Annotated in this window: 13 protein-coding genes; 8 read left to right on the forward strand and 5 right to left on the reverse strand. The window is 65.5% G+C overall.

Annotated elements, in window-relative coordinates:
• The 3 genes from JQ635_RS31865 to JQ635_RS31875 all read right to left on the reverse strand — a co-directional run bounded on the left by JQ635_RS31865 (window position 1) and on the right by JQ635_RS31875 (window position 4,433).
• Entirely contained in the window at window positions 1-462 is a 462-nt protein-coding gene (locus tag JQ635_RS31865; RefSeq protein ID WP_211413744.1) for a (2Fe-2S)-binding protein, read from the reverse strand.
• Window positions 463-1,140: 678 nt separating this feature from the next.
• Window positions 1,141-2,565 carry a methyl-accepting chemotaxis protein gene (locus JQ635_RS31870; RefSeq protein WP_211413745.1) on the reverse strand — a complete coding sequence of 475 codons (1,425 nt, stop codon included), beginning with the start codon at window positions 2,563-2,565 and terminating at the stop codon, window positions 1,141-1,143.
• 119 nt (window positions 2,566-2,684) lie between these two features.
• Window positions 2,685-4,433, reverse strand: a complete 1,749-nt coding sequence (locus JQ635_RS31875) for a methyl-accepting chemotaxis protein (RefSeq protein WP_211413746.1) — start codon at window positions 4,431-4,433, stop codon at window positions 2,685-2,687.
• Window positions 4,434-4,651: 218 nt separating this feature from the next.
• Between JQ635_RS31875 and JQ635_RS31880 the strand changes: the two genes are divergently transcribed.
• The 8 genes from JQ635_RS31880 to JQ635_RS31915 all read left to right on the forward strand — a co-directional run bounded on the left by JQ635_RS31880 (window position 4,652) and on the right by JQ635_RS31915 (window position 10,877).
• Entirely contained in the window at window positions 4,652-5,398 is a 747-nt protein-coding gene (locus JQ635_RS31880) for a YebC/PmpR family DNA-binding transcriptional regulator (RefSeq protein ID WP_211413747.1), read from the forward strand.
• A gap of 236 nt (window positions 5,399-5,634) precedes the next feature.
• A complete protein-coding gene (gene ruvC, locus JQ635_RS31885; protein ID WP_018646707.1) occupies window positions 5,635-6,162 on the forward strand; it encodes a crossover junction endodeoxyribonuclease RuvC in 528 nt (175 codons plus the stop codon).
• Window positions 6,159-6,776, forward strand: coding sequence for a Holliday junction branch migration protein RuvA (gene ruvA, locus JQ635_RS31890; protein ID WP_211413748.1), 618 nt, complete (start codon window positions 6,159-6,161; stop codon window positions 6,774-6,776). The genes ruvC and ruvA overlap by 4 nt, the downstream gene beginning before the upstream one ends.
• Window positions 6,777-6,796: 20 nt before the next feature.
• Window positions 6,797-7,828 (forward strand): Holliday junction branch migration DNA helicase RuvB, encoded by a 1,032-nt coding sequence (gene ruvB, locus JQ635_RS31895; protein WP_207233021.1) that lies wholly within the window; start codon window positions 6,797-6,799, stop codon window positions 7,826-7,828.
• Window positions 7,829-7,921: 93 nt separating this feature from the next.
• Window positions 7,922-8,791 carry a DUF6869 domain-containing protein gene (locus JQ635_RS31900; RefSeq protein WP_211413749.1) on the forward strand — a complete coding sequence of 290 codons (870 nt, stop codon included), beginning with the start codon at window positions 7,922-7,924 and terminating at the stop codon, window positions 8,789-8,791.
• A gap of 105 nt (window positions 8,792-8,896) precedes the next feature.
• Complete coding sequence (locus tag JQ635_RS31905) at window positions 8,897-9,814, forward strand: metallophosphoesterase (protein ID WP_211413750.1); 918 nt, start codon at window positions 8,897-8,899, stop codon at window positions 9,812-9,814.
• 67 nt (window positions 9,815-9,881) lie between these two features.
• Window positions 9,882-10,331: a tol-pal system-associated acyl-CoA thioesterase gene (ybgC, locus tag JQ635_RS31910; RefSeq protein WP_211413751.1), complete on the forward strand. Its 450-nt coding sequence runs from the start codon at window positions 9,882-9,884 to the stop codon at window positions 10,329-10,331.
• 78 nt (window positions 10,332-10,409) lie between these two features.
• Window positions 10,410-10,877 (forward strand): DUF1348 family protein, encoded by a 468-nt coding sequence (locus tag JQ635_RS31915; RefSeq protein ID WP_211413752.1) that lies wholly within the window; start codon window positions 10,410-10,412, stop codon window positions 10,875-10,877.
• A gap of 193 nt (window positions 10,878-11,070) precedes the next feature.
• Here JQ635_RS31915 and JQ635_RS31920 read toward each other — a convergent pair whose 3' ends face one another.
• The gene (locus tag JQ635_RS31920) at window positions 11,071-11,778 is read right to left on the reverse strand and encodes a type 1 glutamine amidotransferase (RefSeq protein WP_211413753.1); all 708 of its coding nucleotides are present in this window, start codon (window positions 11,776-11,778) and stop codon (window positions 11,071-11,073) included.
• A 29-nt stretch (window positions 11,779-11,807) separates the two neighbouring features.
• A complete protein-coding gene (locus JQ635_RS31925; protein WP_211413754.1) occupies window positions 11,808-12,734 on the reverse strand; it encodes a LysR family transcriptional regulator in 927 nt (308 codons plus the stop codon).
• Window positions 12,735-12,877 lie beyond the last annotated feature (143 nt).

Raw genomic sequence — 12,877 nt, forward strand, 5'->3', positions numbered from 1 at the left:
TCAGGACTGGCCGTTGGCGGCGTGCTTGATGGCCTCGCGGATGCGGACATAGGTGCCGCAGCGGCAGATGTTGCCGGCCATCGCGGCGTCGATATCGGAATCGTCAGGGTTCGGCGTTGCCGCCAGCAGCGCGGCAGCGGCCATGATCTGGCCGGACTGGCAGTAACCGCACTGGATCACTTCGGCCTCGAGCCAGGCCTTCTGCACCTTCGCGCCGGCAGGCGTACTGCCGACATGTTCGATGGTGGTCACAGTGCGGTTCGCGACCGCGCTCACCGGCAGCACGCAGGAGCGCACCGCCTTGCCGTCGACATGCACCGTGCAGGCGCCGCACTGCGCGATGCCGCAGCCGAACTTGGTTCCGGTCATCCCGAGGATGTCGCGCAGCACCCACAGCAAGGGCATTTCAGGTGGCGCGTCGAACGATTTCGTTTCGCCGTTGATGGTGAGAGTTGTTGCCATATGCATCCCCTTGCTCGACGATCGCTTGCGGCGTCGGCGAATTTGCGCGCGACCATAATCATAACGACGCGAAACGATGAAGCGTCGTTATTTCTCGCAATGCATATTTGCGCGGGCGAAGCGTCAGGCCATGACGTTCACGAATTTGTGCGGCGATCGCAGCAAGCGTTTGGGCTGTTTTATATGATAAGCGTCATGTTTTTACATTTTCTCCTTATATTCCGGCGCGTTTTCTTTATGCGCGTCGTTGACCGTCGCACGTGATCGTGCGAATGCGCAAAGCCATGCGATGACGAAATTCGTGCGATTGGGAAAGTCAGGGACGGCGGACGCGGCAGACATTGTTGTGCCCTCTCCCCTTGTGGGAGAGGGCGGCGACGCCGGTAGATGCAGACTCACTGGGTGAGGGGTCTGTCTCCGCGTATGATCCTCTCTCATTCCGAAGCAGCTTTGTCCGCTGATAGAGACCCCTCATCCGGCGCTTCGCGCCACCTTCTCCCACAAGGGGAGGATGGCTATTTCGGAATAATAGCATTATGCCCCTGTTTTGCCCGACGAGTCAAAACGCGCGGTGGCCTGCCTGCGTAAGCCATTGATTCCGCACACCCCAGCTACTGTGCATGGGGTTGTTTTCGAGCTTTTTATTTCAGGGGCGCCGCAACGCCGTCGCGGCGGCCCTCAGCCCTGGCGAAAGCCCATCCGGAAGGCGCCCCAGTGCCTGCCGCGGATCACGATCGGCGAGGAAAGGTCCTTCATCAGCACGAACTGCCCGCCGCCCATGTCGCGACGATAGGTCTGCAGCAGGAACGGTTTTGTGTTGGCCGCGACCTTCATCACCGCGCGATCGGTGAACAGGCGGCGGTTGCGGCAATTGGCGTTGTTCCAGACCGGGTCCTTGCCCTGCGGCAGGCGGTAGTTCGGATTGTGGGTCGGCAGGTACCCGCCCTTGGCCCAGGCGACGCAGAACACGATGCGGGGATCTGATTTCTGGATCGGGTCCTGGATCGCGGGCAGCACGCGATCGGTGAACTCGACGTAGGCCGTGTTGTATTGCTTCGGATCGGTGCCCGATATCTCGCGATAGTTCTCGTCCATGAGCTGGTCGAGCGTGATCTCGCCGCGGTCGATCGCGGCCTCGAACTCGGCCGAGATCTGCTTGGCGGTCTCGACGACGACACGGATCAGCGGCGCGTCCGACGTCTCGACGCCGCTGTCGGCGATCAGCGCGATCAGGCCTTCGGAGGTGTCGAGCAACTTTGCAATGCGCCGGTCGGCATTCCCAAGATCGCGCGAGGACAGGTCGACGCCCTTGGCGAGCTCGTTGAGCTCGCTGATGACGGTGTCGCAGTGGCCGAGATTGGAGGTCGCCGCGCGCGCGACGCTGTCGATCTCCGCCTCCACCGAGGCAAAGCCCTGCTGGACGCGCGAGATGATGCCGGAGATCTGCTGGGCGCCTTCGCCGGCGGTCTTGGCGCGCTGCGAGGCGTCGCTGCTTTCGCCGATCAGGCCTTCGATCTGGCCGTCGAGATCGCGCACGGTGTCGGAGATCTGATGCGTGGCCTGGCGGGTGGCCTCCGCAAGATTCTTCACTTCGCTCGCGACCACCGCAAAGCCGCGGCCGGCATTGCCGGCGCGCGCGGCTTCGATGGTTGCGTTCAGCGCGAGCAGGTTGGTCTGCTTCGCGATCGCCTCGATCGAGCCGGACACTTTTGCGACCTGCGCCAGCGCCGAGCCGACGGCGCTGAGGCGCGTCTCGATCCGTTCCACTGCCGCGACCAGCTCGGAGATGTGGCTGACCGCGGTATCGACCGCGCTGCGCGACTGTGCGATCTCGCCGACCGCCGCCGACGTCGTCGTCTGCACCGCCTGCGATGCGTTGGCGATGTCGTGGTTGGCCGAGACCATCGTCTCCGCCGTCTTCTGGAGATGGTGGAACCGTTCCGACTGGTTGGCGACGCGGTTGGCCACTTCCTGGACGTTGCCGGCGATGTCGGCGAGCTCGACGCCGAGGCCGCCGATGCGGTCGGCGAGCTGGTCGATCAGGCGTTCAGCCAGCGTCCGGTTCGATCCGGTGTCCAGTACTGCAAGTTGTGCCAGGGACATGTACGCGCTCTCTCCAGTCGGGGCCGGTAATCGGCTCTCGGCGGCATTCCCATTCCAGTTTCGACGTTAGAGGATGATTCGCGGCCGGCGTCTTGCCCAGGAGTGCACGAGAGAGTGCATTACAGCTTGTATGCGGTGCGAAATCCGCCCCAGTGCCGGCCCTTGACGCGGATCGGCACATCGATCTCGCGCATCATCACCGTGTTCCCGTTGCCCATGTCGCGGGCATAGCTCTGGACCAGGTACGAGCGCAGGTTGTGGGCGGCGGCGAGCCCCGCCGGATCGTTGAAGATGCGCCGGTTGCGACTGTTGGCCGTGTTCCAGGCGACGTCGCCCGGCCGCTGCGGATGCGAATAGATCTTGTTGTGCACCGGTAGGAAGCCGTTGCGGTCGACCATGGCGCAGAACGCCATGCGCGGGTCCTTGGCGAGGAAGGCCTCCTGGAACGGCGGCAGCGCGCGGTCGGCCCAGTCGAGATAGCGGGTGCGGTATTGCTGCGGATTGGTGCCGGCGATCTCCACATAGTCGGTGTCGAAGAGGTCGTCGACCTTGACCTCGCCGCGCGCGACCGCTTGCTCGAAGATCTGGGTCACCGCGTTGCCCGCTTCCATGGCGCGGGTGACGAACTCGGTGTTCTCCTCGTGGATCGACCAGAGCTTGTCCTCGATCTTCTCACTGAGCTCGGCATTGGGGCTGACGAATTGCGCACGGGCGCCGGCCTTGGACTGCTCCGTCACGCGCAGGCGGCAGGCGCCGACCTGTTCGAGGCTGCCTTCGATCATCGCCTGCGGCGCCAGCCGGCCGGCGTCTGCGCCGCCGATCAGCACCCCCTCCATCGAGATTTCATAGACCGGCATCACGGCGCGCGCGGTTTCGAACTTGAGGTGGCAGGGCAGCCGCTCGGTCTTGCGGCGGTCGTCATGCTCGTTCTGGCGCAGCAGCACCGCGCAGCGCGATTTCAGCTTCTGGGCGAAGGTGGTGACCGCTTTGCCAGCGCTGGCGACGCTCTCGCCGTGGGTTTCGGCCGCCTTGGTCGCGGCGTCGATCTCGGCCGCGCTCTCGCCGACCGACACGATGAACTCCGAGGCGCTCGCGGCATTGCCGGAAACCTCGCTCGTGGTGGCGTTCTGCTCGGCCACCGCGCCGTTGACGGTCTCGAACACCGGGCGGATCGCCTCGATCGCCTGCGCGATACGGTGCACGGCATCGGCTGAGCCCGCGGCGTCGCGCTGCAGCGCGTCGATCTTTTTTGTGATCTCTTCGGTGGCGCCTTGCGTCTGCACCGCGAGCGCCTTGACCTCGGTGGCGACCACCGCAAATCCCTTGCCGGCGGCGCCGGCGCGCGCGGCCTCGATGGTCGAGTTGAGCGCGAGCAGCGTCGTCTGCCGCGCGATCTGTGCGATCAGATTGACGACGTTGCCGATGGCGGCGGAGGACTCGCGCAAGCGGTCGACATTGGCGCGCGCCTCTTGTGCTGCGGCACTGGCCTCGTCGGCGAGCTTGCCGGCCGCGCGGACCTGCGCCCCGATGCCTTGCGCGGACTGGGTGAACTTGTCGGCGGCATGGGCGAAGGTGGAGGCGGTCGATTGCGCCGCATTGGTGCGGCCGGTCAGGGCATCGGTGCGGTCGCGAATGGCGGAAAGCGTCGCGGCGGTCGCTTCGGCGCCGCCGGCCACCGAATTGGCGGCGCGCTCGAGCTGGCGAATCATGGCGCCGAGCTCGAGTTCCAGCAGTTCCAGGATTTCCCTGGCCGAATCGCCCTCATAGGCCGGAACGGGCTCGGAAATGGCCGCCGGCTGCACAGCCTGCGGGGTGGCCGCAGGCGCAGCCATATCAGGCAGACGCTTCCGAAACAGTCCGAATGCCATCAGGTGTCTCTTGTCGGTGGGCGGGCGGACGCTATTTTCGCAGGCCGGAATGAAATCAGGGTTAACAATGCCCGACATCTGGGCACGGACCATTCCGGTGGCTATCTTTACAGTGCTACCTTGAAGCCTCACGGCCCTTTGATTCCGGTGGGTTGGCGGCCTATAAGGCCGCGCTTCCCACGCTCACCTTTGGCTGACTATTCCTCAAGAGACCACGCATGGCCGGACATTCCCAATTCAAGAACATCATGCACCGCAAGGGGCGGCAGGATGCGCAGAAGTCGAAACTGTTCGGCAAGCTGGCGCGGGAAATCACCGTCGCCGCCAAGCTGGGGACGCCCGACCCCGCCATGAACCCGCGCCTGCGCGCCGCCGTGATCGCCGCGCGCCAGGAGAACATGCCGAAGGACAATATCGAGCGCGCCATCAAGAAGGCGCTCGGCAGCGACGGCGAGAACTATGACGAGATCCGCTACGAGGGCTATGGCCCGGGCGGCGTCGCCGTCATCGTCGAGGCGCTGACCGACAACCGCAACCGCGCCGCCTCCGACATCCGCTCCTTCTTCACCAAGTCCGGCGGCAATCTTGGCGAAACCGGCTCGGTCTCGTTCATGTTCGACCGCACGGGCGTCATCGAATACGACCGCAGCGTCGCCGATGACGATGCGGTGCTCGATGCCGCGATCGAGGCCGGCGCCGACGACGTCGTCTCCGGCGAAGGCGGCCACGAGATCTACGCCTCGACCGAAGGCTATCGCGACGTCGCCAAGGCGCTGGAAGCCAAGTTCGGCGAGCCGCGCAAGGCCGCGCTGATCTGGAAGCCGCAGAATACGGTCGCCGTCGACGACGAGACCGGTGAGAAGCTGCTCAAGCTGATGGACCTGCTCAACGAGCACGACGACGTCCAGAACGTCTACGCCAATTTCGAGGTGTCGGACGCGCTTGTTGCGAAGATGGGCGGGTAGTAGGGCCGCTCGGTCGGTGCGCTCCCTCGCCCCGCTCTTGCGGGGAGAGGGTTGGGGTGAGGGGCCTCTCTCGACACGTGCGATCGGTGTGAGACCTATACCCCCTCACCCGGATCGCAAGGGCGATCCGACCTCTCCCGGCAAGTGGGGAGAGGTGAAGAGCACGCCCCCACTTCCCCTGTTACTTCCGTTCTGTTTCTGTTTCCCCGGCCGCGGCCAGCCGCTATCACTGGCCCATGACTGCGCTCCCGATTCGTGGCCCCGTTCGCATCATCGGCATCGACCCCGGCCTGCGCCGCACCGGCTGGGGCGTGATCGAGGCCGAGGGCAATCGCCTGATCTATGTCGCCTGCGGCTCGGTGGAACCGCCGGACGATCTGCCCTTGTCGAGCCGGCTGCTCGCGATCCACGAAGGGCTCGCATCCGTCCTGTCCAGCCACCAGCCGATGGAAGCTGCGGTCGAGCAGACTTTTGTGAACAAGGACGGCGTTGCGACGCTGAAGCTCGGCCAGGCCCGCGGCGTCGCCATGCTGGCGCCCGCAATGTTCGGCATCAGTGTCGCTGAATACGCGCCGAACCAGGTCAAGAAGACGGTGGTCGGCGCCGGCCACGCCGACAAGCAACAGATCGCGATGATGCTGAAGATATTGCTGCCGAAAGCCGAGCCGCCGTCCGCCGATGCTGCCGACGCGCTCGCCATCGCCATCACCCACGCCCATCACCGCCAGAGCACGGCGCTCAGGCTGAAGGTGGCGGGACTATGATCGGTAAGCTCAAGGGCCTGATCGATTCCTACGGCGAGGATTTCGTCATCCTCGACGTCGGCGGTGTCGGCTACCAGGTGCATTGTTCATCGCGCACGTTGCAGCATCTGCCGTCGCCCGGCGAAGCCGCCGTGCTGTCGATCGAGACTTACGTCCGCGAGGACCAGATCAAACTGTTTGGCTTTCGCACCGACCAGGAGCGCGAATGGTTTCGCCTGCTCCAGACCGTGCAGGGCGTCGGCGCCAAGGTCGCGCTTGCGGTGCTCGGCACGCTACAGCCTTCCGATCTCGCCAATGCCATTGCGCTGCGCGACAAGGCTGCGGTGTCGCGCACGCCCGGCGTCGGCCCCAAGGTCGCCGAGCGCATTGTCACCGAATTGAAGGACAAGGCGCCGGCCTTCGCCAATGTCGATCCGGCCGTCGTGCATCTCGCCGGTGCCGTCGACGACCAGCGTGCGCCGCGCCCGGTGGCGGATGCGATCTCCGCGCTGGTCAATCTCGGCTACGGCCAGCCGCAGGCGGCCGCCGCGATTGCATCGGCCTCGCGCAGCGCGGGTGAAGGCGCCGAGACGGCGCAGCTCATTCGCCTCGGCCTGAAGGAACTGGCGAAGTGAGCGATCCCAAGGCCAGCCGCATGGTCTCGCCCGAGCGCCGCAGTGATGATGTCGGCGACACCGCGCTGCGTCCGCAATCGTTGTCCGATTTCGTCGGCCAGCAGCAGGCGCGCAAGAATCTCTCGATCTTCATCGAGGCGGCGCGCAAGCGCGGCGAGGCGCTGGATCACGTGTTGTTCGTCGGTCCCCCTGGCCTGGGCAAGACCACGCTGGCGCAGATCGTGGCCAAGGAACTCGGCGTCGGCTTTCGCGCCACATCGGGCCCGGTGATCGCCAAGGCCGGTGATCTCGCAGCACTTCTCACCAATCTCGAAGAACGCGACGTACTCTTCATCGACGAGATTCATCGCCTGAGCCCGGCCGTGGAAGAGGTGCTCTATCCCGCGATGGAGGATTTCCAGCTCGACCTCATCATCGGCGAGGGTCCGGCGGCGCGCTCGGTGAAGATCGAGCTGTCGAAATTCACCCTCGTCGGCGCCACCACGCGCGCAGGCCTGCTCACCAATCCCCTGCGCGACCGCTTCGGCATTCCGGTCCGGCTCAATTTCTACACGATCGAGGAGCTCGAGAGCATCGTCAGTCGCGGCGCGCGCGTGCTCAATGTCGGCATGAGCGCGGACGGCGCCAACGAGATCGCGCGCCGCGCCCGCGGCACGCCGCGTATCGCCGGGCGCCTGCTCCGTCGCGTGCGCGATTTCGCCTCGGCGGCGAATGCCGATACGATCGATCGCAAGATCGCCGACCATGCGCTGAGCGCGCTCGAGGTCGACGCCGCGGGCCTGGATGCGATGGACCGCCGCTATCTCTCGACCATCGCGCTCAACTATGGCGGTGGTCCCGTCGGCGTCGAGACGATGGCTGCGGCGCTGTCCGAGCCGCGCGATGCGATCGAGGACATCATCGAGCCCTATCTGATCCAGTGCGGCTATCTCCAGCGCACCCCGCGCGGCCGGCTGCTCACCTCGCACGCCTTCCGCCATCTCGGCCTCGCCGAGCCCAATCGCGATGCGGCGCAGTTCGGCCTGTTCGGCACCGACGAGAGCGACGACTGATCGCCGCAGCCGGTGAACCCGGCGCTTTCATTCCATCACTAATCCGAACGCGCGGCGAACGGGATCGCCGCTGATGGATTGGAGTGGGAAGGAATGGCGCCAGCGGACAATACCGGATTGCTCGAGACCGTTGCGGCGGCACCGCAGCTGCGCACGCCCGACCAGACCGAGGCATTCCTCGATTCCCTGCCGATCAGTGAGCTGGCGTCGATGTGGTGCGCGCTTCAGCGCGTCAGCCGGCGCGACCAGGCCGGCAGCATCTGGGCCATCAAGCTCTATTTCGACCATCTGCCGCATCGCCTGCCGCAGACAGCGCTCGATCTGGTGCTGGAGGTGCTGAAGACGGAGGCCGACAAGCCGACGGTGATGCAGCTCAACGACAAGTTCCTGCTGGCGCTGCTCTATGCGCACGGCCCGGACGTGATCGCGCAGATCGAGCGCGAAGCCGCGCACAATGACCGGCTGCGCTGGCTGCTCGGCGGCGTGCATGGTGATCCCGACGACCCCCTGATGCCCCGCATTGCGCGCGTTGCCGACAGCGAGGCCTGGCAGGCCGACCATCTGGCGCAGCGCACGCCGCGCGAGCCGCTCGATTGCGCCAGCATGTCGGTCACAGATCTCGCCCGCGCCTGGGTCGAGCAATATTCGAGGTCAGAGCGCGACCAGGACGACAATCTGTTCACGATGATGGATTACGAGCGCGACCTGCACGAGGACGATCCCGACAGGATGATCGACCTGATCCTGGAGATCCTGAAGATCGAGTCCAATCCGGCGCTGCTGTCGCTGCTGGCCGCCGGGCCTCTCGAGGACGTGATCAGCGCTGGCACGATCGACCGCATCGAGCATGAGGCGCGGATCAACGAACGTTTTTGTGACCTGCTCGGCGGTGTCTGGTATTACCGGGCGTCCGACGAGCTGAAGACGCGGCTGGATGCGCTGGTCGGCGAGAGCCGCTGGTAGGTTTTGTGCAGGCCTCTGCACGCAGGTGCAGACGGTCTGCACGAGCGCACCCCAATTCCGCTCCAATCGGACCGCATCAAGAAGCTGCATGACCATCGGGCTTCCATGATCACACGGCGTCACTTCATCCGGTCCATCGGAGCCTTGTCAGCCCTCGGCGTCTCGAGCGCGGCCTACGGCGTCGGCGTCGAACCGATGCTGCGGCTCCGCGTCACCCGCTATCATCCGACCCCGCGGCAATGGCCGGCGGATTTTCCGCTGAAGATTGCCGCGATCGCCGACATCCATGCCTGCGATCCCTGGATGTCGCTGGAGCGGATCGAGGGCATCGTCGATCGCACCAACGCGCTCAAGCCCGACCTCATCGTGCTGCTCGGCGATTATGTCGCCGGCCTTCACCACGTCACGCGCTTCATTCCGTCGAGCGAATGGGCGAGGGTGCTCGCCGGCCTGAAAGCGCCGCTCGGCGTTCACGCCGTCATGGGTAATCACGACTATTGGGTCGACAGGGCCGTGCAGCAGGCGGGGCATGGGCCGACGGTCGCGCACCGCGCTTTGGAGGCGGCTGGCATTCCCGTCTACGAGAACGACGCCGTGCGCCTTACCAAGGACGGCCGTTCGTTCTGGCTCGCCGGGCTCGGCGATCAGCTCGCCTTCCTGCCGGCGCGCCGCTTCCGCAGCACGGGGCGCTTCGGCGCCGACGACCTGACGGCGACACTCGCCAAGGTCACCGACGATGCGCCCGTAATCCTGCTCGCCCATGAGCCCAACATCGCGCCGCGCGTATCCGCGCGCGTCGCGCTGCAATTGTCCGGCCACACCCATGGCGGCCAGGTCCGCCTGCTCGGCTGGTCGCCGGCGGTTCCGAAGCAGCAGGGCATCCGGCTTGCCTATGGTCACGTCAGGCTGAAATGCGACGTCATCATCTCCGGCGGCCTCGGTTGCAGCCTCATGCCCGTCCGTGTCGGCGTGCCGCCGGAGATCGTCGAGGTGACGCTGGGGCGGGCACCGGTTGTGTCCTAACACGCTTGCGCGGACCGCGGTTTTTGCGCAAAACGGGCCGACAGCGACAAGCGAAGAGGCTCGCGAAGTGACTGCCCATCTCGACGGCGAGATCCGCGACGGCCGCCACCACATGCAGGTCCGCGTCTATTACGAGGACACGGATTTCTCCGGCATCGTCTATCACGCCAATTATCTGCGCTACATGGAGCGCGGGCGGACCAATCATCTCAGGCTGATGGGCGCCGAGCAGCAGGCGCTGTTCGACCAGGTGGAGACGGAAGGCGCGGGCTTTGCCTTCGTCGTGCGCTCGATGCATCTCGATTTCCTCAAGCCCGCGCGGATGGACGACGTGCTCGACGTCGTGACCTGGCCGATTGCGGTCAAGGGCGCCTCCATCATGCTGGCACAGGAAGTCCGGCGCGGCGAAGACGTTCTGGTGAAAGCCGAGGTGCGCGTCGCCTTCATCAGCGGCGGCCGCGCCCAGCCGATCCCGAAATCGATCCGCACGCTGATGAAGGCCGATCTGATTTCGTGATCGTTCGATAGGCGATGGCCACTCGACTCCGCCGGCTGCGGCGATAGATTGCGGCCTCAATCAATCGATGAGGCCATCATGTCGCGCCCGCCGCTTCCGCCCTTTACCCGAGAGACCGCCGCGCAGAAGGCCCGCATGGCCGAGGACGCCTGGAATTCACGCGATCCGGTGCGGGTCTCACTCGCCTATACCGAGGACAGCCGCTGGCGTAACCGCTCCGAGGTGTTTCAGGGCCGCGAGGCCATCGTCGCCTTCCTCACCCGCAAATGGAAGAAGGAGCAGGATTACCGCCTGATCAAGGATTTCTGGGCCTTCGACGGCAACCGCATCGCCGTGCGCTTCCAGTACGAATGGCACGATGGAAACGGCCAGTGGTATCGCTCCTACGGCAACGAGCAGTGGGAGTTCGACGAGCACGGCCTGATGAAGCGGCGTGAGGCGTCGATCAACGACATCGCGATTGCGGAGAAGGACCGACGGTTTCACTGGCCGGCGCCCGGGCCGCGGCCGGCTGATGTGCCGGGGCTGGGGACTGATCCGTTCTGAGGTTTGCGAGATAGCGCAGCGAGCACGCTGCACCCTCTCCCCTTGCGGGAGAGGGTGGCTCGCCGCATAGCGGCGAGACGGGTGAGGGGTCTCTCTCCTCACGAGCAGTCCAGCGAGTGGATAGAACCCCTCATCCGGCGCTTCGCGCCACCTTCTCCCGCAAGGGGAGAAGGAAGAGGAGCGTGCCGCGTAGCTAGGTGCGCTTCGCCAAGAATCTCGTGATCGCTCCGCCGAGCTTCGCACTATCCATCGGCTCCGCCAGCGACGCCCTTGCTGTGGCCACGACGCCCTCCGGCGCCTTGCCGTCGCGCAGTTCGCAGCACACTTGCGCAAATTCCACGTCGAACTCCGGATGCGGCTGCACGGTCAGCGTGGCGCCGTTGGCATAGAGCAGGCCGGCATGCGGGGTGAAGTCGGATGAGAGGATCGTCAGCGCATCGCTTGGCGGCTCGATCACCTGGTCCTGATGCGAGGCGGCGATCGCAACCGCTTCGCCATCGACGACGCCGTTCTCCGGCAGCACCTGATAGACGTGGCGGCCGATGCCCCAGCCCTTCTCGGACTTGCGCACGGTGCCGCCGAGTGCCTGCGCGATCAGTTGATGACCAAAGCAGACGCCGACCATCGGTGTCTTGTTCGTGTAGGCCTTGCGGACGAAATCCTCGAGCGGCTCGATCCAGTCGAGCCCATCATAGACGCCGGCGGCCGCACCTGTGATCAGCACGGCCTCGAGCTTGCCTGGATCGGGAAGCGCGTCGCCATTCGGAATGCTGACGACCTCGACTGTCGCGGTCGGATCTTCGCTGCGGACCATGCGCTCGAACATGTCCGGAAACGAGCCGTGCTGCTCGCGATATTTTGGTGGGACCAGTCCGGTTTCGATGATGGTGATGCGTGCCATGTGCCCCCCGGGTTGAAAGGTTGCGAAGCCTAGTTGCTTTCTGCCCCATGTTGCTGGTGTGGCGCTGTAGGCTCCAGCAGCGCGCTTTCCTTGCGAACTTCGTTGAGGAAAGCCTTGGCGAGGCGCGACAGCGGCTCGGCTTCCGACCATAGCATGTAGGCGACCGCGTGGGTCGTCGGCGTGAACGGCCGGACGACGAGGCCGCTGCCGCCGTTCTGCCGCGGCGAGAAGGGATCGACCACCGCGGCGCCGACGCCGGCGGCGGCTAGCACGCAGGCCGTGTTGCAGTAGCGAACTTCAACGGTCGGCTGGAATGGCGCGCCGGCACGGGCAAAGCTGTCGCGCACGGCCTCGCCAAGCCGCGTGCCGCGCTCGAGCCCGATGAAGGGCAGGCCGGAGAGGTCCGCGGCCGAGATCACGGGTCGGTCGGCGAGCGGGTGCTGCGGCGGCAGCACGCAAACCATCTCGCCGGTGTGCACGACCTCATGTGCGATGCCGGGATGATGCGTCAGTCCGAGCGCGAAGCCGAGCTCGGCGACGCGGCTGAGCACGCCCTCGATGATGCCCTCGTAGCGCCGCACGTCGAAGAACACGCGCGTCTCCGGGCGGCGGCGCAAAAAGCCTGACAGCGCGGAGGGGATGATGCTGTAGGCCAGCGGCGGGGTCGCGACGATCGCGAGATGCCCGGAGCGGTTCTCGCGCAGATCGCGCACGCGGCTCTCGAGCTTGGCGTGCAGCGCGAAGATCGCCTCGCTCTCCTTGTAGAGCGCCATCGCTTCCGCGGTCGGAAACAGCCGGTTGTTGACCCGCTCAAACAGCGCAAAGCCCGCCTGCGCTTCCATGATCTTCAGCGCGTTGCTGACCGCGGGCTGCGACAGCGCCAGTTCATCTGCCGCCGCCACCGTGGTGCGGTGGCGGATGACGGCGCGGAGGATCTCGAGCTGGCGCAGGTTCATATCACTGCCGGTTATACTCTGGGCCAAAACATCATAGCAGAACGAATTGATTTTGCAGCCCCGCTTATCCGTAATGGCAGCGGATTTGCGCGTTGCATCAATGGGTTCATTCGCCCATTGAGGCAGCACTGCGCACAGATTGG

The organism is Bradyrhizobium iriomotense, assembly GCF_018130765.1.
Taxonomy (GTDB): Bacteria; Pseudomonadota; Alphaproteobacteria; order Rhizobiales; family Xanthobacteraceae; genus Bradyrhizobium; species Bradyrhizobium iriomotense_A.